Origin of the sequence: Metabacillus flavus (genome assembly GCF_018283675.1) — a bacterium.
Classification (GTDB): Bacteria; Bacillota; Bacilli; order Bacillales; family Bacillaceae; genus Metabacillus_B; species Metabacillus_B flavus.
This window is the reverse complement of record NZ_JAGVRK010000001.1, coordinates 2,054,729-2,076,494: the sequence shown is the minus strand read 5'-3', so window position 1 is coordinate 2,076,494 and position 21,766 is coordinate 2,054,729. Positions and strand designations below refer to the sequence as shown.

At 42.8% G+C, this 21,766-nt stretch carries 27 protein-coding genes; 14 read left to right on the top strand and 13 right to left on the bottom strand.

Translation table 11 applies throughout. The features are described 5' to 3' along the window. Positions 1–81: 81 nt before the first annotated feature. On the bottom strand, positions 82–834 hold the full coding sequence (locus J9317_RS10645; protein ID WP_211558421.1) for a (S)-benzoin forming benzil reductase: 753 nt from the start codon (positions 832–834) through the stop codon (positions 82–84). 81 nt (positions 835–915) lie between these two features. Between J9317_RS10645 and J9317_RS10640 the strand changes: the two genes are divergently transcribed. Further along, entirely contained in the window at positions 916–1,557 is a 642-nt protein-coding gene (locus tag J9317_RS10640; RefSeq protein WP_347880524.1) for an SGNH/GDSL hydrolase family protein, read from the top strand. A 97-nt stretch (positions 1,558–1,654) separates the two neighbouring features. Here the strand turns inward: J9317_RS10640 and J9317_RS10635 are convergent, their stop codons facing one another. Beyond that, complete coding sequence (locus J9317_RS10635; RefSeq protein ID WP_211558419.1) at positions 1,655–2,041, bottom strand: sporulation protein; 387 nt, start codon at positions 2,039–2,041, stop codon at positions 1,655–1,657. Positions 2,042–2,314: 273 nt separating this feature from the next. Here J9317_RS10635 and J9317_RS10630 point away from each other — a divergent pair, with 273 nt between their 5' ends. The 6 genes from J9317_RS10630 to J9317_RS10605 all read left to right on the top strand — a co-directional run bounded on the left by J9317_RS10630 (position 2,315) and on the right by J9317_RS10605 (position 6,342). Further along, on the top strand, positions 2,315–2,605 hold the full coding sequence (locus J9317_RS10630) for a putative quinol monooxygenase (RefSeq protein ID WP_211558416.1): 291 nt from the start codon (positions 2,315–2,317) through the stop codon (positions 2,603–2,605). A 92-nt stretch (positions 2,606–2,697) separates the two neighbouring features. Then, positions 2,698–3,312 carry a TetR/AcrR family transcriptional regulator gene (locus J9317_RS10625; protein WP_211558414.1) on the top strand — a complete coding sequence of 205 codons (615 nt, stop codon included), beginning with the start codon at positions 2,698–2,700 and terminating at the stop codon, positions 3,310–3,312. Positions 3,313–3,384: 72 nt separating this feature from the next. Next, positions 3,385–4,041 carry a peroxiredoxin-like family protein gene (locus J9317_RS10620; RefSeq protein ID WP_211558413.1) on the top strand — a complete coding sequence of 219 codons (657 nt, stop codon included), beginning with the start codon at positions 3,385–3,387 and terminating at the stop codon, positions 4,039–4,041. A gap of 62 nt (positions 4,042–4,103) precedes the next feature. Then, entirely contained in the window at positions 4,104–4,781 is a 678-nt protein-coding gene (gene rpiA, locus J9317_RS10615) for a ribose-5-phosphate isomerase RpiA (RefSeq protein WP_211558412.1), read from the top strand. 1 nt (position 4,782) lies between these two features. Further along, a complete protein-coding gene (locus J9317_RS10610; protein ID WP_211558411.1) occupies positions 4,783–5,745 on the top strand; it encodes a quinone oxidoreductase family protein in 963 nt (320 codons plus the stop codon). 75 nt (positions 5,746–5,820) lie between these two features. Further along, positions 5,821–6,342: a DUF6241 domain-containing protein gene (locus tag J9317_RS10605; RefSeq protein WP_211558410.1), complete on the top strand. Its 522-nt coding sequence runs from the start codon at positions 5,821–5,823 to the stop codon at positions 6,340–6,342. Here J9317_RS10605 and cls read toward each other — a convergent pair. Then, on the bottom strand, positions 6,334–7,545 hold the full coding sequence (gene cls / locus J9317_RS10600; protein ID WP_347880523.1) for a cardiolipin synthase: 1,212 nt from the start codon (positions 7,543–7,545) through the stop codon (positions 6,334–6,336). The two genes, J9317_RS10605 and cls, sit on opposite strands and share 9 nt — an antisense overlap. Positions 7,546–7,669: 124 nt before the next feature. After that, on the bottom strand, positions 7,670–8,662 hold the full coding sequence (locus J9317_RS10595; protein WP_211558409.1) for an LLM class flavin-dependent oxidoreductase: 993 nt from the start codon (positions 8,660–8,662) through the stop codon (positions 7,670–7,672). 135 nt (positions 8,663–8,797) lie between these two features. Here J9317_RS10595 and J9317_RS10590 point away from each other — a divergent pair, with 135 nt between their 5' ends. The 3 genes from J9317_RS10590 to J9317_RS10580 all read left to right on the top strand — a co-directional run bounded on the left by J9317_RS10590 (position 8,798) and on the right by J9317_RS10580 (position 11,486). Then, positions 8,798–9,523, top strand: coding sequence for a YqcI/YcgG family protein (locus tag J9317_RS10590; RefSeq protein WP_211558408.1), 726 nt, complete (start codon positions 8,798–8,800; stop codon positions 9,521–9,523). Between the two features lie 131 nt (positions 9,524–9,654). Beyond that, the gene (locus tag J9317_RS20825) at positions 9,655–11,139 is read left to right on the top strand and encodes a TerD family protein (protein WP_211558406.1); all 1,485 of its coding nucleotides are present in this window, start codon (positions 9,655–9,657) and stop codon (positions 11,137–11,139) included. 41 nt (positions 11,140–11,180) lie between these two features. Then, positions 11,181–11,486: a hypothetical protein gene (locus J9317_RS10580; RefSeq protein WP_211558404.1), complete on the top strand. Its 306-nt coding sequence runs from the start codon at positions 11,181–11,183 to the stop codon at positions 11,484–11,486. 51 nt (positions 11,487–11,537) lie between these two features. Here the strand turns inward: J9317_RS10580 and J9317_RS10575 are convergent, their stop codons facing one another. Then, positions 11,538–13,139 (bottom strand): APC family permease, encoded by a 1,602-nt coding sequence (locus tag J9317_RS10575; RefSeq protein ID WP_211558403.1) that lies wholly within the window; start codon positions 13,137–13,139, stop codon positions 11,538–11,540. A gap of 490 nt (positions 13,140–13,629) precedes the next feature. Continuing rightward, complete coding sequence (locus J9317_RS10570) at positions 13,630–14,067, bottom strand: DUF2512 family protein (protein WP_211558402.1); 438 nt, start codon at positions 14,065–14,067, stop codon at positions 13,630–13,632. A gap of 175 nt (positions 14,068–14,242) precedes the next feature. On the opposite strand from J9317_RS10570, the gene J9317_RS10565 reads away from it, so the two are divergent. From J9317_RS10565 to J9317_RS10555, 3 genes are all read left to right on the top strand, one after another. Then, a complete protein-coding gene (locus J9317_RS10565; protein ID WP_211558401.1) occupies positions 14,243–15,268 on the top strand; it encodes an LLM class flavin-dependent oxidoreductase in 1,026 nt (341 codons plus the stop codon). Between the two features lie 24 nt (positions 15,269–15,292). Beyond that, positions 15,293–15,595, top strand: a complete 303-nt coding sequence (locus J9317_RS10560) for an iron-sulfur cluster assembly accessory protein (protein WP_211558400.1) — start codon at positions 15,293–15,295, stop codon at positions 15,593–15,595. Between the two features lie 64 nt (positions 15,596–15,659). After that, on the top strand, positions 15,660–15,947 hold the full coding sequence (locus J9317_RS10555; protein ID WP_249292132.1) for a DUF3219 family protein: 288 nt from the start codon (positions 15,660–15,662) through the stop codon (positions 15,945–15,947). Positions 15,948–15,960: 13 nt separating this feature from the next. Here J9317_RS10555 and J9317_RS10550 read toward each other — a convergent pair whose 3' ends face one another. From J9317_RS10550 to J9317_RS10535, 4 genes are all read right to left on the bottom strand, one after another. Further along, positions 15,961–16,956, bottom strand: coding sequence for an LLM class flavin-dependent oxidoreductase (locus tag J9317_RS10550; RefSeq protein ID WP_211558399.1), 996 nt, complete (start codon positions 16,954–16,956; stop codon positions 15,961–15,963). A gap of 130 nt (positions 16,957–17,086) precedes the next feature. Then, positions 17,087–18,028, bottom strand: coding sequence for a DNA-3-methyladenine glycosylase family protein (locus J9317_RS10545; RefSeq protein WP_211558397.1), 942 nt, complete (start codon positions 18,026–18,028; stop codon positions 17,087–17,089). Further along, entirely contained in the window at positions 17,988–18,545 is a 558-nt protein-coding gene (locus tag J9317_RS10540) for a methylated-DNA--[protein]-cysteine S-methyltransferase (protein ID WP_211558395.1), read from the bottom strand. Before J9317_RS10540 ends, J9317_RS10545 begins: the two co-directional genes overlap by 41 nt. Beyond that, a complete protein-coding gene (locus tag J9317_RS10535; protein WP_211558393.1) occupies positions 18,542–19,123 on the bottom strand; it encodes a bifunctional transcriptional activator/DNA repair enzyme AdaA in 582 nt (193 codons plus the stop codon). The genes J9317_RS10540 and J9317_RS10535 overlap by 4 nt, the downstream gene beginning before the upstream one ends. Before the next feature lie 178 nt (positions 19,124–19,301). Between J9317_RS10535 and J9317_RS10530 the strand changes: the two genes are divergently transcribed. Next, entirely contained in the window at positions 19,302–20,042 is a 741-nt protein-coding gene (locus J9317_RS10530; RefSeq protein WP_211558391.1) for a YwaF family protein, read from the top strand. 63 nt (positions 20,043–20,105) lie between these two features. Here the strand turns inward: J9317_RS10530 and moaC are convergent, their stop codons facing one another. The 3 genes from moaC to J9317_RS10515 are packed head-to-tail and all read right to left on the bottom strand — an operon-like array spanning position 20,106 to position 21,700. Then, a complete protein-coding gene (gene moaC / locus J9317_RS10525; protein WP_211558389.1) occupies positions 20,106–20,588 on the bottom strand; it encodes a cyclic pyranopterin monophosphate synthase MoaC in 483 nt (160 codons plus the stop codon). Positions 20,589–20,600: 12 nt separating this feature from the next. Beyond that, the gene (mobA, locus tag J9317_RS10520) at positions 20,601–21,179 is read right to left on the bottom strand and encodes a molybdenum cofactor guanylyltransferase (protein ID WP_211558387.1); all 579 of its coding nucleotides are present in this window, start codon (positions 21,177–21,179) and stop codon (positions 20,601–20,603) included. Next, the gene (locus J9317_RS10515; protein ID WP_431190676.1) at positions 21,176–21,700 is read right to left on the bottom strand and encodes a MogA/MoaB family molybdenum cofactor biosynthesis protein; all 525 of its coding nucleotides are present in this window, start codon (positions 21,698–21,700) and stop codon (positions 21,176–21,178) included. Before J9317_RS10515 ends, mobA begins: the two co-directional genes overlap by 4 nt. Between the last annotated feature and the right edge of the window lie 66 nt (positions 21,701–21,766).

Sequence of the window (21,766 nt, the reverse complement as noted above, 5' to 3'; positions counted from 1 at the left end):
TTTGATCATATACATCGGTTAGCCGACAGGGTACTTGGAGGGATGATGCCCTTTCTCTTGAACCCGATACAGGGGTATAGTTCATACGCCGCGGATATCCATAATCACCTCGCTGCCAAATTGATCATCAAAGAGTACTGTGAGCAGTTTCTCAGCGGCAAAAGTAGGCGAATAAAGCTTTCCTTCTTTTTTTAATTTAATAAATTTGGCCTGCTGAGGGAACCTGCCTTCTTCAAGGCTGCGGATATGCTCCTGCATACTTGTATCAACGACACCTGGAGCGATCGAGACACATTTAATCCCATTTTCTCTATGTTTTTGTTCTTCAGCGATGCAGCGCGAAAAATGATCTAGACCAGCTTTAGCAGAGCAATAGCTGCTCCAGCCTTCATAGGAATTCCTGGCAGCGCCGGATGAGATATTCATTATTCTCTTTTCAGCAGGGATATCAGCCGTTCTTTTTATAAATTCAGCCGTTAATACCATGGGAGCTATGAGGTTGATGGATATGTTTTGAACCATTTCACCTGCTGATGCAAGTTCTGCGGGTGCAACGGGCTGAACGGTACCCGCATTATTCAGTAAATAAATGCCTTGCAGACCTTCTGCAGGAATGGAAGAAAAAATATGTTCCATAAGATCCGGAATGGAATCTGCTGCCGTTAAATCTGCTTGAATTTCGAGGAGCGGAGCCTTTCTCTCTTCTGCTTTCTGCTTGAGCATGCCGCTTTTTGATCTTGATAGACAGATAACATAATGATCTGTTTTCAGTAATTGAGAGGCCAGCTCTTCCCCAAGACCTCTTGATGTACCTGTAATAATAAAAGTTTTCATGAGTATGCCTCCAGGCTCTTATGATAGAATGATAATCATACAATTGCTATCACTATATCGCATGAAAAGGAGCGAACGCCAGTGTTTGCACATAAAAACTTGCCAGTTGGAAAAATAGTTTTTATTGGAGACAGTATTACGGATTCCGGGAGAAAATCCGATCCTGAAAACCTTGGACATGGATATGTGCGGTTAATAAGAGATTACTATGTATCAGAAGGAATGAGCAGCCAAATAGAGATATGCAACAGGGGAGTCAGCGGCAACCGTGTGACGGATCTTGCTACACGATGGGAAAGGGATGTTATAAATGAGAAGCCCGATTTTCTTTCGGTATCCATTGGGATAAATGACGTCTGGAGACAGCTCGATCAGCCAGGCAAGAAACAGGTGCTCCCTGATGAATTTAAAGAAATTTATGAACAAATAATAAATAAAGCGATAGAAAAAACGACAGCCAGGCTTATCTTGATGCAGCCTACAGTGATTGAAGAAGATCTTCAATCAGAGGGGAATAAGAAGCTGGTTCCTTACATAAATACAGTAAATGAACTTGCTTTGAAATATCACGCAATTTTAGTTCCGGCCCACCAGGCGTTCACTGAAGTTCTTCAGATAAATGAGGGCATTCCTTTAACCACAGATGGAGTTCATATGACTTCGACGGGTAATCTGCTAATGGCGAAATCCTGGATTCATTCGGTTACCCATTCTTTAGGATAAAAAAACGGGAAGGCTGATTGACAGCTTCCCGTTTTTAGCCGGTTCAAAGGTATTGGATGCTTGGGCCGATCCTTTCGTTAAGCTTGAAGCGGACGGTTTATAGTGAGATGACCCTGATTTCATCATGATCCAGACTGTCCGTCCCATTATCAAAAATGAGTTTTGTGACAAACTTGTAGCTTGTCTTTTCATCCGTCAGAGGTAAATGCTCAGGTAATCTGCATTTAAAGGATATCGCCCGATTCTCATCTGCCATGACGGTGGATGCAGTGTAAATACAGTTATTCAAAATGTGGGTTTCTTTTCCATTTTGCGTTTGAACAAGATCGGATTCAATTCTTTTCAATTTTTGTTCAATGGTTCCCCCATAAATATCGTAGCGTCCATGTATGACGTCTCCTTGTTTATAGATTTCGCTGTCTAAAACAAGATCAATTTTAGCTGCGCCAATCCCAAGACGGGACATCCATTTTCTCAATAGCATATTTTAACCTCTCCATTTTCATTCGATATCATGTATACGGGGTATTAAATAAAAGGTTTCATCTTTTTAAACATGCTTAGCCTATCTAGCAACAGAATATCAAATAGTCCATTCAAGATAAACCGAACTTTTTGTGACAGGAACCGCAGCCTGAATTATGAAAGGCAAATACGTTGATAGACTAACAAAAGCATGCTACTTTAAATTTAAATGACACGTGCAATATTTCACGAATAAACAGAAACAGTCTGTGATTGAAGAGGAGGAGTCGTAATGATCAGCATTACAGCCTATATGAATGTGAAACCAGAGTACCGGGAAGTGTTTCTTGAAAAAGTGCAGCAGGTAGTTGAACTTACAAGAGAAGAAGAAGGTAATGTTAGTTACCGCCTATTTGAAGAAGTAAGCAATTCAAACCAGTTTGTTATGCTTGAGCAATGGAAAGATCAGCATGCGATCGATGTTCACAATCGATCAGAACACTTCCAGACTTTTTTCGCATCGGCTAAAAAAATACTTGCAGAACCCCTCACATTAAAGCGATTTATTAATGACGATGATTAATACAATCCCGATCCTTAAAGGATCGGGTAATTTTATGGTGTCGTATTTACAGACCGCTGGTCGGTTTTTATAATAATGAGGGGAGGGATGTCGTGAAACAGCTTGCCAGACGTATTCGTTCAGAGCAATTGATAGCAGAATCGGCTAAACAGCTTATTGCACAAAAAGGCTGCCACCAGACAACGTTTGCTGAATTAATGAAGATGACAGGTCTGTCAAAAGGTGCTATTTATCATTACGTGTCAAGCAAAGACGACCTGATGGCAAAGGTTCTGCAGAATCTTCTGGAAGAAAGCAACGACCGTTTTTTTTACAAGCTGTCTGAAGGCCAAAAAGCCATGCTGGATCCAGCGGACGTATTAGCAGAACAAATCAGAGTGATGGAAGATCCGGAACAAATTATCGGGAAGATATTTGTTTATTTAGTTTCACGAACAGATCATCAAACTGCACGGGATGCCCTCGATGATTTCTATGACAGCCTCTATCAGTTTGCTCTATTATGGATACGTTCCGGACAGCAGAATGGGACAATCCCTAGTGGGCTGGATCCTGCTAAGGCAGCGGAGCTGTACATGCTGTTGCTTGACGGCTTCAGGCTGAGGTCCACTCTTTATCAATCGGATTTTAAGCTGAGTTCTGATGAACTTTCTGCTGTTTTGAGCCAGCTTTTCAACAGGGAAGATCTGCTTTCATCGTCCAGTTAAGCATATAAGGAGCAAGACTGGCCAAAACTTGATACCATGGTTTCAAGTATAGAATATGAAGGAGGATTTGAAATGGCTGAAGTACAGCTTCGTGAAGGCTTTAAGGCATATCTGGAGCAGTTCAAGAAAAATACTCCAATAGAAACTCAGCAGAAAATGGAGACAGCGATCCAAGAGCTTGAGGATTCTGAAGAAGGAAAGGGCCTTCAGGTTGGTGATCAAGTTCCCAATTTCGTTCTTCCGGATGCCAGAGGAAAGGAAATCAGCATTACGGATATTCTGAAAAAAGGACCTGCTGTTATAACATTTTACAGAGGCGGATGGTGTCCTTATTGCAATATGGAGCTTAAAGCGTATCAGTCCATTCTGGATGAGATTCATGAAGCGGGAGCAGAACTTGTGGCCATCAGTCCGGAAAGCCCTGATGCATCCTTAAGTACGAAAGAAAAAAATGAACTTTCCTTTCATGTATTAAGTGACAAAGAAAACAGTACAGCACAGGATTTTAATCTTGTTTACCGGATGCCTGAATATTTAATTGAAATTTATAAGGAAAAGGGATTGGATGTTCCAGGGCACAATAGAGATGAAACCTGGAGTCTTCCTGTATCCGCTACCTACATTGCCGACCAAAGCGGGAATATTATTTATGAGTATACAAAAGCCGATTATAAAGATCGGGCAGAGCCTTCAGAAATTCTTTCCCAATTAAAACAGCTTAATTACTAATTAATGAAGCGGTCAATTGCTGTTAAGAACTTGGCCGCTTTATCGTATGGAAGGTGCATGCTATGAATGAGAAGAAACAAGCTGGTGAATATGCGGCAGGATATATAAAAGATGGAATGACGATTGGCTTAGGGACAGGCAGTACGGTTTATTATACGCTTGCCAAAATCAGTGAATTGGTTAAACAGGGAATGACGCTAAAAGGAGTAGCTACATCCACTAATACCGCCCGGATTGCTGAAAGCATGCACATTCCTTTAATCGATTTAAACGAAACAGAAATAATAGATCTGACGATTGACGGAGCCGATGAAATTGATCCTCAATTTAATGGAATTAAAGGGGGAGGAGGCGCTCTTCTTCGTGAAAAGCTTGTCGCAAATGCTTCTAATAAAATCGTATGGGTGGCGAGCCACACGAAATTGGTTCAAAAGCTCGGAAAATTTCCTCTTCCTGTCGAGGTCATATCGTTTGGGTCAGAACATACAGGACGCCTCCTTGCAAAGAATAATTTAGTTCCGGTCCTTCGCAAAAAGGAGAACGGTAAGACATTTTATACAGACAGCGGAAATGTCATTTATGATCTGCATTTGAAAGAGATTGCAGAACCAGGTAAGTTTGCTGACATGTTAAAACAGCTTCCAGGCGTTGTAGAGCACGGTCTGTTTCTAAAGCATCCAAATGTTGTGGTTACGGGAGTCAACGGAAGTGTCGTCATTCGTGAAAATAAGGAGATTTGATATGAAAGCATTAGTGTTTGAAGAGTTTGGAGGACCTGAGGTATTAAAGTACGCGGAGATCAGCAAACCCGTTTTAAAGACCGATGAAATTATGGTCCGTATTGAGGCAGCCGGTTTGAATTTTGCAGATGTTTACCGAAGAAAAGGGAATTATCATTTAGCAGGCAAGCCGCCGTACATATTGGGTTATGAGGGAGCGGGTGTTGTCGAGGATGCAGGGAATCACGCTGAATTCAAACCCGGGGACAGAATTGCGTTTGCAGATGTGCCTTATGCAAATGCTGAGTATGCTGCAGTCCCTGTTGAGAAAGCCATCCCGCTGCCTGCCGGCATTACTTCTGACATAGCTGCATCTGTCCTTCTTCAGGGATTGACTGCCCAATACTTAACTAAAGACAGCTATCAGGTCAAAGAGGGAGATGTAATCCTCGTTCATGCTGCAGCTGGCGGTGTCGGACAAATTTTGGTTCAAATTATTAAAATGATGGGAGGAAAAGTTATTGGCCTAACTTCCTCTGCAGAAAAAAGAGAGGCCGCTTTAAAGGCAGGGGCAGATGAAGTATTCCTTTATCATGAAAATTGGACGGAGAAAACGATTGCCTATACAAACGGGAAAGGTGCAGATGCCGTGTATGAGTCTGTCGGCTCCACCCTAAATGAAAGTTTTTCCGCCGTCCGCATTGGAGGCACCGTCATTTTTTATGGAATGGCCGGCGGGGATCCTCTTCCTGTTGACCCGAGAATGCTGATGGATCAATCCAAGACGCTTACAGGCGGGGACCTGTGGAATGTTCTCACTTCAAGTGAAGAACGCCAGAGCCGTGCCTCAGAGCTGTTAAAATGGATACTAGATGGCCATATCATAATTCAGCCCCCGCGTTCATTTCCAATGGAAAAAGGTGCAGATGCTCATAGACTTCTGGAGAGCCGTAAAAGCACAGGTAAAATTTTGCTTAAACCATAATGAAAGAAACCCCTCACATTCCTTTACATAAAACATGGAAAAAGTGGTACAATCAGGATTAAGGGAGGGGTTTATATGCCTGAAAAAAGAACGGTAAAAAGAGCCGCTAAAGGAAGACTGTCCTTCATTGCTATTTCTGCAGCATCATTGGGTTTAGCAGGAGCTTTATACTTCTATTTGTTTGGAGAGCCTGTTCAAAATCCAGAGCAGCATGCGAAGGCGGCAGTGAGTGGGAAGGGGAATCCGGCTTTCCAGTATTTTTCCGCCAGCAGGGAATGGGATGATGAGGCATTTCAGCAGGTCCTTCATTACATGTCGCATCAGAAAGTAGGTGCCCCTGAAAAATGGGGAGCCATAAAAATTACAGACGAACGGATTGCTAAATTGACTGATTCTTTAGATAAGCACTATTCTGATCTCGAACATGCAGATATTTATAAGGACATTTTGTCTCGCTGGGAATCCGGTGATTTCTCTCATGCAGTAAAGGATCACAATTCCATTTGGTCCCTGCAGGGGGGAACCATCGGGAAGGCCAACCGTCTGCTGTCTTCTGAAGAAGAGGAAAAATATATTGAAGATGAAAACTTAGAATAGCTCGTAAATCCATTCAGGGGTATGTTCAAGTAATCTTTCCCAGAACGGAATTTTATCATACATGTCTTCTGTAAGGATGCGGCTGGAGGAGAAATCCTTTCGGAGCTCCTTTTTTGTTTCTGAAATAAATAATTTGGAGTAAATCAGACAGTTCGCTTCATCATTAATAAAAAAGCTCCGTTTATCCCAGTTTGCTGTGCCGATGTCCGCCAATTCATTATCAATAACCATAACTTTCCCATGAAAAAAACCTTCGCGGTATAAATAAATGACAGCCCCTTTTTTTAGAAGCTTCTTCGTTCTTGGGTAGCTCGGCGGTTTCGTATACCAGTAATCTGGCTTATCAGGTATCAGCAGTTCAACCTTAACCCCTCGTTTTAAAGAGGCAAGCAAAGATTTCATCAGCTCATCGGTTGGAATAAAATAGGGAGTAGCAATCATAATGCTGCTTTTTGCATGATTGATCATTCCAATTATTTTCTTTTCGAGATCATCCCCGGTTGAGAAAACAAATTGATAGCGATCAGAGCCAGTGTCTTGAATTTTTGTGATGAGAGGCTGAACGGTTTTGCCCGTATCTTCCTTCCAGTCCTTCAAAAACTGTTTGGTTATTTCTCTTGACCCAGAGCCGGAAAGCCGAACGTGATAATCTCTCCAATACCCAAATCTCGGATCATTTCCCAGGTACTCTTCTCCAATATTAAATCCGCCAATATACGAAACCTTTCCATCTATAACAGCGATTTTGCGATGATTGCGGTGATTTAACCGGTAAAAAAAATGCCGGTAGGCAAGCGGTCTGCTTTTGGCAAACTGCACGCCGCTTTTCTCAAGTCTTCGGATCATTGATTTTGTGATGTCGTTTCCGCCGATTGCATCAACCGAAAGCTTTACATCAACGCCTTGCTCCGCTTTTTCTTGAAGAATAGCAAAAAATTCTTTGCTGACGGCATCGTCCCGGATGATAAAAAAGTGGATATAAATAAAACTCTGGGCTTCCTTGATGTCTTTATATAAAGAACGAATCAGGGTTTTTCCGTCAGTAAAAAGACTCGCGTCTCCGGATGAAATTGGAGACGCGAAAATCGGATGCTGCTTATTATAGGATTCTGCCCCTGATTTCACATCGTTTATGGCCGTAAAGCCAATGCCTGTCAAAGCGGCGGCAGATACGAATAGAATGATTATGATTTTCTTCAGCACACAGAAAACTCCCCGCCCAAGCGATTCCTTAGTCTGTCCATTTAAAAAGGAAGTGAAACCCGCATCAAGGTATTACATTTAGGGTTAGTATGTCACCTGATTAAATCTGCATGCACGATAATCTCTATAAAAACAGTTCTGCAAGTCTTGAATAGGAGTGCTTTTTCTGTTCAAAAGAATAGACATTAGTCAAAATCATGATTTCATCCGTTTCGTACCGCTCGGATAGCTCGTATATTGACTTCTTCACCTTATCAGGGCCGCCTATAATCATTCTCTTTCGGTTGTTTGCCATTCTTTCTCGGTCTGCAGCGGACAGAACCGCTGCCTTGGCTTCTTCAATGCTTGGTACCCGGCTGTCAAGCCCTTTCTCTACCCGGAGAAGCCATAGATCCTGACTCCATGCAAGTTCTTCAGCATGATCGTCGTCTTTTCCGCAAATGACGAAAACGGCTGCGAGAGACTGCGGAGCAGCGGAAAATGAAGTTGGGACAAAATTTTCCCGATAATCCTGAAAAGCTTCTTGTCCTCTATCAGGTTTTATAAAATGGCCGAACACATAATTAAGTCCGAGTTGCGCTGTCTGCCGTGCACTGTTTTCCCCGAGCCCAAGGATCCAAACCGGCGGGACGGATTCAGGAAGAGGAGCAGCCTTGATTCCATGAGATGGATGGTCTGACGGTAATGAATCGGTTATATAATAAATGAGATCCTTCAGCTGCCTTGGAAATTCACTCAAGCCTCTTGCCGCACCATCCAAAAGCGCCTGTCTCACTTTTTGAGTGCCGCCAGGTGAGCGGCCGACGCCAAGATCGATTCTTCCGGGAAATACAGCTTCGAGCAGCCGGAAGTTTTCCGCTATTTTGTAGGGACTGTATTGGGGAAGAAGCACTCCGCCTGAGCCTAATCTGATCCTTGAGGTTTTGGAAGCGATATAGGACATCAGAATTTCAGGAGAAGTGCTGGCAAGCCCTCTTGTCCCGTGATGTTCGGCAAACCAGTATCTTGTGTATCCGAGGTCTTCAGCATGCTGAGCAAGTTCTGCTGTCTGCTGAAACGTTCCGGTAACGCTTATGTTTTTAGAAACCGGAACTTGGTCGAGTATGCTGAGTTTCATATATATTTCCTTTCCTTCATCTTGTTTTTTGTAGGATGCCACAATAGAAAGCCAATAAGCAAGAAGCATGCATTCATTGTTTCTCTTTTTTCTAAACAGGGAATGGTGTATTGAGTATTTTAAAGGAGGCTTATCATGCAAACTATTTCATCTTTTCTTTTGACTAAGGAGGATATGACGAATCCCGAAGTTGTGCCTCAATGGGTGATCGATGAATATCAGACCTTTCATGGCGTAGTTACAGACGCAACTTTTCCTTGCTATTTCGGAATGAAGGCCGAAAAAAAAGGAGAGCTGCGGTATGCATACATAACAAGAGAGGATTGGTCAAACCTTCCTAAGGCCGTTGAGCAGTTTTTAACCCTCTTTAAAGAACCGCCGTATACGCGGCACGGTCTATTCGTGTTTATGGAACCTGAAAAAGAGGAAGGGGAACTTGATTTATATAGGAAACGTTTTTGGGATATTTTGCAGTACCTTCATGAACATGATCCGAAGCCATGGCCAGCAGAAGCGCCTAAGGATCCAGATCATCATTTATGGGATTTTCATTTTAATGGAGAACCATTTTTCATTTTTGGAAATGCACCTGCCTACAAGCAGAGGAAAACGAGGCACCTTGGAAACAGTCTCGTATTGGGGTTTCAGCCAAGGATGATTTTTGAAGGTCTTGAAGGAACGGAAAAGGGAGGAATTATGTCCAGGGAAAAAGTGAGAGAGCGAGTTGAAAAGTGGGATCAGCTTCCGACACATCCTGACATCAGTCATTACGGTGATGTGGATCATAATGAGTGGAAACAGTATTTCATCGGGGATGATATTGAACCAATAAAGGGAAAATGCCCTTTCTCTCATAAGTAACCGGTTATCGAACCAGCAGAGTGAATCCTGCTGGTTTTTTGATTAAGACTATTGTAATAATTTGGGGATGGAATGAAATAATGGTAGAATGATAGAGATAATATACCTTATGAAGAAAGGGAGAGGTACCTGTGGGTGTAAGCTTGAGAAAAGGACAAAAAGTAGATTTGACAAAGACAAACCCCGGTCTTTCAAAAATTGCTGTCGGCTTAGGATGGGACATTAATCAGATGGGGGGCTCTGCGTTTGATTTAGATGCATCCGTCTTTCTGCTCGGGGAAAATGGAAAGGTCCCTTCTGATAACGACTTTATATTTTATAACAATCCAAACGGTGCATCGGGCTCAGTTCTTTATTGCGGTGATAATCGGACGGGCGCAGGAATGCAGGATGATGAGCTAATCCTTATAGATCTTAACCGGGTACCGCAAAATCTCCAAAAAATCGCTTTTACCATCACTATCCATGATGCTGCGGAAAAAAGACAGAACTTTGGTCAAATTTCCAATGCCTATGTCCGCATTTTCAGCGAAGATACCGGGATGGAATTTATCCGATATCAACTGGGCCAAGAGTTTTCAGTGGAAACAGCAATTGTGGCAGCAGAACTTTACAGACATCAGAATGAATGGAAATTCAATGCAATTGGGAGCGGATTTGGCGGGGGTCTGTCAGCGCTTTGCAGAAATTTTGGTGTGACTATAGATGATGAACCGGCTACCCAAGCGGGATATAGCCAGCCTCAAGGATCAGGATACATACAGCCGAATCATCCACCGCAAGGATTATTCCAGCAAAACTTCCAGCCGCAGCCTGAGTATAATCAAAGTAGAGGTTATTCTTCCGGCGTTTATCAAGAGTCACCGGGCATCAGTTCCAATCCATATCAGCAAGGGTCTCCATCAGCACAGACGTATTCTGGCTCACAAGGCTATGGAGTGGCTCCGCAGTCTTCTTATCCAGGCGGACAGGTTCATACTGCAGGCAGGACCACTTCTTGTCCAAGATGCCACTCCCAAAATGTAGCTGCCGGAAAGAAAGGCTTTGGTATCGGGAAAGCAGCACTGGGCGGGCTCGTGCTTGGACCGGTTGGATTGCTCGGAGGCTTTATCGGCGGCGGCAAAGTGCAATTTAACTGCAACCAATGTATGCATAAATGGTCTCCTGATCAGAAGGATTTCGCGGCCTGGGCCAATGAACAGAAGCGAAATGCACAGGAGCTCCTGCAGCGCTTTAAAAGCCAGGATGTTATGGACGCCATTGTAGCAGGCTGTGCATTAGTGAGTTTGGCGGATGGGCATATTTCTTCAGCCGAACGGCAAAAGGTAAACGAGTTTTTTAATAATAGCCAGGAATTGCGTGTATTTGATACAGCGAAAGTGAATCAGCGGTTCAACCAGTTTGTAATGAATCTGGAAAGAGATTGGATGACTGGACGTGCAGAAGCAATGAGAGCTCTTGGAAATGTAAGAAGCAAGCCTGAAGTAGGAAGGCTTGTTGTCCGGTACTGTGTGGCAATCGGTTTTGCTGATGGAAACTTCGATCCTTCAGAAAAACAGGCGGTAGCAGAAATTTGCAGCGAGCTTGGCTTGAATCCAGCGGAATTTTTATCTTGAATCTCTCCACCTAAACCCATTGGAAAAATACAGTAGATCTAGTGGAAGAAAATTGTTTCTTTCTGCTGTCTCATTCTATTTGTATGGCTGGTTTCCTGCTCGAATTGGCTTTTTCCGGCGGCACTCTTTATTTCGGTGAGCTTGGCGGTGAAAGTGTGAAGTCTTATTCAATCCGCTCCGGACAATTAAAGACAGCCATCAATGGATATGGACGAATCCGGGATGTGTTTATCGAAGGAGAAGCGATGTATTTTGTCATGAACAATAGGGATGGGCGAGCAGTACGGTTTAAGAAGGATGATAAGCTTTACAAATTGAATTTGAATGACATCTCTGATTCAAGATGAATTCATGCTGTCTCCATAAAAAAACGGCCTGCATAAAGCAAGGCCTTTTTCTTATGGGCTGGCAGGCTGAACTTGCTTTGCAGCATCATCGGTTTCGTCATCATCAATCAATGCTTCAGGCAGGCCTGAATATTTTGCCCAATAGAAGATACCAAGTGATCCTATTGCAATCAGGATCAGGTCGAGAGGATTGGATAAAATTCCAAGTCCTCCTCCGAAAGATCCGGTATAAGAGAAAACCAGCATCATGACATAGTATCCGATAAGCCACCAAGACGATTTAAGCTGCTGAGGTAAACTGACTTCACGGGTTGGAACATATTTAGAAAATAACAGATAAACAACAAACATGACGAGCTGTGATGCAAGAAGCCATGAGATCGTTGTCCAGCCTGACCAATACACGATATAAGAGGCAAAAATGAATGAAAGAGGGGCTATCACACTCATTCCTCTAAGCTTAAAGGGTTTCTCGAGATTTTTGGCGTTTACTCTGAAAGTGGCGGAAGAGATAGGTGCAATCGCATAAGACAGGATTAATGCGACAGAACACACGTTTACAAGCGCATTCCAGGAAGGAAACGGAAGAGTCCAAAAAACGGAAAGACCGAATGACAGCCACAGCGATGATCTTGGGATACCTGTTTTTTGATCGATTTTTGAAAAGGTTTTAAATAGTGTTCCGTTTCTGGACCAGGCATACACGAGCCGTGCCGTAGTATTCATAAAAATATTCCCGTTGCCGCCCGGCGACACTATGGCGTCAAATACAACAAGAAATGCCAGCCATCCAAGTCCGAGAACGACAGCAATATCTTTAAATGGCAATGCAAACTCTTTTTGAATGTTTTCCCAGCCGGAAGACAGCATGTCCGTTGGAATCGCTCCAATAAACAGAACCTGCAGGGCAGTATAAATGGCAGCTGATAAAATGATGCACAAAAACAAAGCAATCGGGATGTTACGCTGCGGATTTTTCACCTCGCTTGCGACCGATACGATCGGATGCAGGCCAAGATAGGCAAACATGACTCCGCCGGTGGAAATGGCAGCCTGAATCCCGGTAAATCCTGAAGGAGCAAATCCAGCTGCAGTGAGATTTGCAGATTTAAAATAGAAAATAAGCACGGTGATGATGGTTAATGGAACGAAATACTTAAAAATTGAAATGATAATATTGGATTTGGCAAATGTTTTTACACTCCAATAATTTAACAAAAAGAAAAGACACAGCAATCCGAATTGAAGCAGCCATCCAGCGATCGTGGGAGATTCTGAACCTTTAACCGTTAAACCTGGAAACCAAAAGGCAACATACTGTCTTACAGCAGTTACTTCAATGGAGATAAGACTTGTATACGCAATAATGGTAATGAAAGAAATCATGTAACCTACCAGGTGCCCATGTGAATAAACCGGATACCGAATAATCCCTCCGGTCCTTGGCAAAGCTGCACCAAGCTCGGCATATACAAATCCAATCAATAAAATGATGACTCCTCCGATTATCCAGGAGAAACTCCCGGCAGGGCCTGCTTTGGAAGCGACATTGCTTACTGCAAACAGCCAGGCAGACCCAAAGATTGCTCCAAGTCCTATTAGTGTTAAATCAAGCAAAGAGATTGTTTTCTTAAATTTTCCCTGATCCGCCATGCAAATCCTCCTCATAACAGCATATCTTCTTTTATTGTGTTCTTATATAAGCATATATATCCTTATTAAAATTTGATAAAACAAAAACCGCATGCTGTGTCAGATGCGGTTCTATCTGGTATTTGGATTTTTAAGTATAGGATAGGATCAGGCTAGAGCGTATAGGGGATCATTAGGCTTTGGATTTATATAAATGGCTGACGGCTTTTAAGATGAACAATTTTTCTTTAACCGAGAGCATCTTCCAGCTCCCTGCTCGAATGACCATTCTGCTCCCTCCTTAAAATCGGATTGTTATCTATTAAATACCGTCTTTTCCAATGTATAAAACCTTTAAACACTCTGCAAATTCCGCTAATCCTTTTGCTGTTTATGAAAAAGATGAGTGTTTTTTGTATTTATATGGTGATTAGAGGGTCATTTCGTCTGGTCATTGCAAGACTTTGGCCTCAAAACCTGACTGGTTATAGGTGAATATGACGAAAAAAAATTAATCTTTTTTATTTTTTTCTAAAGGGTCCAGTTCTTTTGAAAATTCGGTTCCAAAAGCTGCGTGTCCTGTACGGATGGATCTTCTCTCCGCAGTTTGCATCCGCTCAAGTAAAAAGAGGTGAACGAATACCTCTCCAGCTGTAAAGATGACAGCAGAGATCCCGCTGCCCCAGGCAATTTGCAGATAGTTTTCATACAAAACAGATCCAAAAATCCACACCCCGAGGTAAACAGTGAAAAATTCTACTATGTACGCTGACCGATGTCCCAATGCAGGCAGTACGACTCTGTCTCCCAGCAAATAGGTAGCAAGGGCTGCAAATAAACTAAAAGAAAAAATATCTGTTATGTTCGCATCAAAAAATAAATCCAGACCTATAGCAAAGGCGATGGCTGCGATAATAAATTTTACGGCAATGACAGCAAGCTGATTCATTTTTCTCACTCCTTTTTCTAAAGTTTTGTCAGAAATGGGAGCAAACATACATGATTGGCCGGCTGTGTGCAAATTATTCGAGTTTTTAAAGGACATATAGTAAAGTTGTCCTTATGATTTGATACTATAAGAAACCCTTCCATATATAAGGAATCGTGACTAAGGAGGAATACGCGTGTTTAAACGGAATTACGCAGATAAAAATAAAAAGCAGCTGCACGAAATTAAGCTCTCTGTCTTGGACCTGGCTCCTATTGTTTCTGGAAGCCATGCTGGGGAAGCTTTGGGCAACTCACTGGATTTGGCACAGCATGCAGAAAAGTGGGGATATAACCGCTATTGGCTGGCTGAGCATCACAATATGAGAGGGATTGCCAGTTCAGCGACGTCAGTCGTGATTGGTCATATTGCGCAGGGTACTTCGACCATCCGGGTCGGCTCAGGCGGCATTATGCTCCCTAACCACGCTCCGCTTGTCATTGCTGAGCAATTTGGAACACTTGAATCGCTTTTTCCCGGCCGAATCGATCTTGGACTAGGAAGGGCACCTGGAACAGATCAGCTAACCGCGCAGGCACTTAGAAGAGAGCTGAAGGGGAGCGGAGAGGATTTTCCTGAACAGGTGGAAGAATTGAGAGCCTATTTTAACCCTGTTGAATATAGCCATGTAAAAGCCATTCCTGGTGAAGGGTTGAATATTCCGATTTGGCTGCTTGGCTCAAGCGGCTTCAGTGCCCATCTTGCCGGCCAGCTTGGATTGCCGTTTGCCTTTGCCAGCCATTTTTCACCGGATCATACAACTGAAGCATTAAGGATTTACCGGAATCATTTCCGTCCTTCCGAAGTTTTGGATGAACCATATGCAATGGTAGGGGTAAATGTCGTTGCTGCGGAGACAGAGGCACAGGCGCAATATTTATCTACTTCCATGAAACAGCAATTTCTGAATCTGGTCAGAGGACGTCCGGGACAATTGAATCCTCCGGTGGATAATATGGATGATTTATGGAACGAATATGAAAAAGCTTCTATTCAGCAAACATTAAGAGCTTCTGCGATTGGCGATTCTGAACAAGTGAAGACGAAGCTTCAAAGCTTCCTGGATGAAACCCAGGCTGATGAGATGATGATTACCGCTAATATTTTTGATCATCAGGCAAGACTGCAATCTTATGAAATTGTTTCACAGCTAGTCAAGTAACAATTTATTGAAGGAGAAGAGACGATGGAATGCAAAATAAACCGCAACGCTGCAAAAGTGTTAAAAAGAATGCTTGAGAGTAAAGAAGGACAAGGGAAAATGATACGGGTGTTCATCACGGAAATGCACGGGGACCATGCCCATTATGATGTGAAACTTGATACACCTACTGAACATGATGAGATTGTGAAAACAGATAAAGATATCGATATTCTGATGGACAGCCGTGAAGAATTTTTGGACGGAGTATGGATCCAGTTTTTCTTCGTCCCTCAGGAACGATTTGAAATCATCAACAGAAATAAAGGATGGCATGACCACCATTAACAAATAAAAGCAGAGTTCTTTTCATAAAGAACTCTCTTTTTTATCAGGAATAGGAGCGATTTCCATGATCATTTATATTAATGAACGGCCAATTGAAGGGACAGACTTTCTTCATGAGGAAGTGAAGGGATCCCATTTAATCAGCTTCCATTTTAAAGTGAAAAGCGGGGAAGATTATCATGATACAACAACCTTGCTTTATAAAAATGATTTCGAAGTGAAAGTACCGGAAAAAAACCTTTCATTTCAAGCAGTCATCAAACAATATTCAACCTCTGCCGTAAATTTATATGAAGACAATGCAATTGGGGATTACTATCTTCAATTGATTGAGAAAAAGGCCGGAAAGTAAATCCGGCCTTTTTTTATTGGGAAAATTCGTTGGCAATAAGCTCATAAGAACGAATTTTATCTTCCTCTTTATGGGTGATGGATATTATCATCACTTCGCCTGCTCCATATTCAATAGCCAGCTTCTCAAGTTTTTTCTTGACTGCAGAAGGGGTACCTACGATCTGCTGCGATTTAATTTTCTTCAGCATTTCCTCTTCATCTGCTGTAAGGATATAAGCATGGGCTTCCTCAAATGAAGGTACTCCCTTTTTTCCTTCTCCTTTTGCAAGCATGAGATGCCAGACTTGGCTGCTGTAAGCAATTTTTTCGGCATCTTCGGCTGTTTCAGCGCATATTGCCGCAGCAGCGAGGATGACTTTTGGAGCGGGAAGATGAGAGCTTGGCATGAACGCCTCTTTATATTGACGTACAATCGCTGGCTCCTTGCTTCCCATAAACTGCCCGAATACATATCCCGTTCCATTCGCCGCCGCAAGCAAAGCGCTTTTGCTGCTCGTCCCCAATACATGAACCTGAGGAGGAGAGGGAGGAACCGGGGAGGGTTTAACGGCCGAGTACATATGATCATCCGGAAAATCATTTCTTAGAAAATGAAGCAGTTCTTTGAATGTATCAGGGAATTGTTTCACATTATTAAGAAAATTTCCGGACAGGGCGCTGGCTGCTTCAGCGGATCCTCCGGGGGACCTGCCAATTCCAAGATCAATCCGATCCGTAAAAAGGGTAGAAAGGAGATTAAAAGTCTCTGCTATTTTATATGGCTTATAATGGGGCAGAAGAATTGCACCCGCTCCAAGACGGATGCTTCGGGTATGGCCTCCTATAAATCCAAGCATCACTTCCGGAGCTGAACTTGTAAGACCGGAAAAGTCATGATGTTCTGCAATCCAATATCTTTTATACCCGAGCCTTTCTCCAGCTTGTGCAAGACGAAGAGAAGCTTCAAGAGCTTCTTTTGGCGTTTTGCCTGATGATAAAGGAGATTGATCCAGTATGCTGAGTTTCATGAATACCCTTCTTTCTGAAAAATGCTACCCACATCATATCTTACTGGTCATGGGAAGCAAAATAAATTGCACAGGCGAGAGGCTTATAGGAAAATCTGCATTATTTATATAAATGGAACTATAAGTCCAATTATGACAAACTCTTCCAAAAATAGAAAACAGCATAAGCCTCCCATGGTGCCCATGGTGAAAATATCTCTTCCATTTCATCTCTCGTTAGTTTTCCTTCTTTAAAGCCCGCATTCTGCAAGGCTTTATTTAAAGCCGCATCACCAAAGGGAAAACTCGAGGAAATCCTGAGGCATCTCATCATACAATAGTGAGCTGTCCATGGACCGATCCCCCGGATGGACAAAAGTTTTTCTTCTATTGACTTTACATTCCGAACTCTCAAAAGGTTTTCTTTCGTTATCTTTCCGTCTGCAATCAGTTTGGCGATCCCGATCACATACTCTGCTTTTTTTTCTGTAAATTGAAGCTCCCGCAGGTTTTCTGCGGAAAGAGAAGCTATGGTTTCCGGAGCAGGAAAGGTCCAAAAAGCCTTTTCAGCCCATACATGCTTCTCACCGTATGCTTCAACCAATCTTTTCTTCAGTGTATAAGCAAAAGCCAGATTGATTTGCTGTCCGATGACTGCCCAGGTCAATGCTTCGAACAAATCAGGAACCCCAATTATCCGAAGGCCCTCAAATTTTTGAGTGAGAGAACCAAGAATTGGATCGTTATTTGCTATCTGATAAAAAGGTTCGAGATCTGTAGTGAGATCCAGCCACTCGGCCGTATATTCGGCAGCTTTACGATGCATGATCTCGCTTTTATCTGAACCGTCCACTATTTTAAGCTCAAGAAAAGAATGTCCGCTCTCCTTTATCCTCACAAGAATTTTATGCCGGTCTATAACGAGAACCTTATAGATTTCTCCGTCAACAACTTGATGAAGGCATTCTTGAGGAGATCTAGTTAAATAATGAAGGGCTTCTTTGCAGCTGAAAAGTTTCGGGACCTGGATGATCATGGATTCAGACGCGGTGCTAAAATTGAAAACGTGCATGTCCTTTGATGCTGAAGTCATGATAATCCTCCAATCGGAGAAGGTGTTCTTTCATATGGAGTCCGCCCCTGAATCCTGTTAAGGTATTATTGGAGCCAATCACTCGATGGCAGGGCACTGCGATCGGAACGGGATTAGCGCCATTTGCTGTTCCGGCTGCCCGGACTGCCTTTTTATTTCCGGCAGCTTCTGCAAGCTGGGAATAGCTGCGGACAGCTCCATAAGGAATGTTTAACAATGCATTCCATATAGCCTTTTGAAAAGAGGTTCCGTATAAATCTATAGGAAACTGAAATACTTTTCGCTCCCCGTTTAAATATTCCATAAGCTCTTGAATGTAGACAGCTGTTTCTTTTGGGTTATGTTCTAATTTTGAACCCGGAATTTTTAAAGCAACCCAGTTTTCCAAAACTTCAAATGATTCCCCCGGCCATGTCAGCCTGCAAATTCCATAGTCGGTCGCTGCGATATAGAAAGGGAGAGGGTTGAAAGTTTCATGTGAAAATTGACTCCAGTAAACAGGCACGATTTCTGTCATTTTAACCGTTCACCTTCTTCAGCCGTTTTTTCTCTATATTCGTGAGGGGAGCAGCCTGCCATCTTTTTAAACACAGATGAAAAATGCGGGGGATTTGAAAATCCTGTCTCAGCTGCAACTTGAGCGATGGCTTTTTGATCTGCCAGTAATAGCTTTTTAGCCTCGCTTATTCTGTGAGTCATCAAGTATTTGGAAGGGGTCAATCCTGTGACCCGTTTAAATACACGCAGGAGATGATATGGACTTATGGCTAATTGCTGGGCCATGGCGTTTAATGTTAATGCTTCTTTATATTGATGGTGAATGAGCTGCTTTACTCTTTCAGCCATTTCTGCATCTGGTCCATGCTTTCCTGATACCTCGGGCTTGCACCGTTTGCATGCCCGGAAGCCTGCATCTATTGCTTCCTGGATGCTTCTGTACACCCTCACATTTTTCCTTTTCGGTGTCCTCGACCGGCAGGATGGCCGGCAGAAGATTTTGGTTGAGGTGATTCCGATATAGTATTGGCCATCGTATTTTGCCGTTCGGTTTAAAATGGTTTCATAGATTGCTTCAAATAGTTCTTGTTCATTCACGCTCATCACTCCTTTATGGGAAAATTATAAACCAAGAGGAGGCAGCCGATAACGATTTATGAATAGGAAAGCAAGAATATGACAGCAATAGACTTTCGGTAAATGACAAGAAGGGGTCTCCCATCCTTTAAAAAATGATATTATGAAAAGGACGTCATACTTTGGTGGAGAAGGAAAAATGAATCTATTCGGAAACAATCAGGAGGATTTTCCTTTTGCTATGTTCGGCAGCAGTCATATTGCTGCTTTGGCTGTGCTTCTCGTTTTATTGATTATTTTGTATGGTTTTAAATCAGTACTTAAAGAAAAAAAGATGAAACCCTTAGAGATTGGCTTAGCTATCACCTTAGTTGCAATTGAACTTCTTTATCACGTTTGGCTGATTGTTAATAACAATTGGGAAGTAAGACATGCACTGCCGCTCGAGCTTTGCAATATCAGTTTTATTATGACTGGATTGCTGCTGCTTACAGGGAGCCGTCTTGTGTACGAGATCCTGCTGTTTATCGGATTAATGGGAGCGTCTCAGGCATTGCTGACTCCGGTGCTCTCAATCGATTTTCCGCATTTCCGCTTTTTTCATTTTTTCTATACACATACCTGGATTATAGCCGTTCCGCTCTACTATACATGGGTGAAGGGGTATCGTCCTACGATTTACTCGGTTATAAAAACGGTTGTATTTCTAAATATCCTGCTTCCGGTTGTTCTTTTGGTAAACCACTATACGGGAGGAAATTACATGTTCCTTGATCATAAGCCTACAAGCGGAAGTTTGCTTGACCTGCTTGGACCCTACCCTTGGTATATTCTTTCACTCGAAGGAATTGCCGCAGGTATGGGAGTGGTGCTTTGGCTGATTTTCAGGGAAAAAACGGGAGTAGGGGAAAATCGGGTGGAGGCAAGATCATTCGATTAGATCATATAAAAGATAAGAGCCTGGAAGGAATTCCAGGCTCTTTACATATGAGACCAAATCATTTCAAGAGCGGATATAATCGCCGCTCTTTCCACCTGTTTTTTTCAGAAGGGAGGTTTCCTTAATCACCATGCTTTTATCAACCGCTTTGCACATATCATAGAAAGTCAGTGCAGCAATGGATACCGCGGTCAAGGCTTCCATTTCAACGCCCGTTTTACCGTCGCACTTTACTTCTGCCTGCATAATCAGCTCATAGCCTTCCTTGCTTTTCATATACTGAAAGTCAAAGTCGGTGCCCTGAAGCTGAATAGGGTGGCACATCGGAATAATCTCCGCTGTTTTCTTTGCTCCCATAATTCCGGCAATCTGAGCCACTTGCAGCGGATCGCCTTTTTTTATGGATCCAGCTTGTATCGCTTCATAGAGCTCGGCGGATAAAGTGATGACAGCTTGAGCGGAAGCCGTGCGGCTTGAACTGTCCTTATCAGATATATCCACCATTTTCGGTCTTCCTGATTCGTTCCAATGAGTGAAAGAACTCATAACGTTTTCCTCCTAATAATCAGTGTTCCAGTCCCTGGCATGATTAATATTGATGAAAGCAGGGTCATCCTCAGGAAATGGAATCGTTAATACATGCAAATCATTTAAAAGATGCTCCAGCTTATGTTCATCAGCTGCCAGCATTTTTTCCAGATTTTCAATGGTCCGCTTATGATAAAGGGCCATTAACGGCTGAATGCGTCCGCCCTGGACAGGTACGACCGCATCTGCTTCGGAATCGCCCGCAAAACCAATCATTTCATCTACAAATTCTGCCGTGACAAAAGGGATATCGCATGACAGGATGAAAAACCAGTCCGGGTCGTCCATACGGCTCATTACATTATGGATGGCATACAAGGGCCCTTGATAGGAAGAAGACTCTTCTTCAACAATGAGCCTTACATCCTGGCGCTTGAATTGCTGGACAAGCACTTCATTAGTAGAAATTACTAATGGGGAGAGATGATTTTGTTTTAATGCATCCAAACTATGTTCATAAAACGGTTTTCCATTATGCAGCTCGAACATTTTTGGTTTTCCGAATCTTGAAGACCTGCCGCCTGCAAGAACTACGCCAGCCATTTTCATAGACGGTTTAACTCCTCTGTGAAGTGCTGAATGGATGGAAGAATGAGCTTTGACATTCCGAGCTTTACTGCGTTTTCTGATCCGGGCAATACATATACAGCACGGCCGTTTATGCTTCCAGCGGCAGCTCTGCTGAACATTGCCTTTGCACCGATTTCTTCGTAGCTCAGATTCCTGAATAATTCCCCAAATCCTGTCATTTCCTTGTGAAACAAATCTGATACTGCTTCATATGTAACATCTCTTGGGCTGAATCCAGTTCCCCCTGTGATGATAATAGCCTGGTTGGCTGAACGTTCGCACCAGCCCGTCACAGCATTACGGATCGAGTAAACATCGTCATCAACAATTGTATAATCCTCAACATGATGCCCATTCGCCTCTAAAAATTCCCGGATGGCTGCTCCGCTTATGTCATTTTCTTTAGTACGAGTATCGCTTACGGTCAAAATGGCCGTTTGCACCGAAATAGACTGATTATGCCTATGCACGTAAATCTGCACTCTCCTTCTGTAAATCACTATATTTCCACTTTAGCAGACTCAGTGATGAATTACATCTAAAGTCATTTGCAGCCAATACTGACT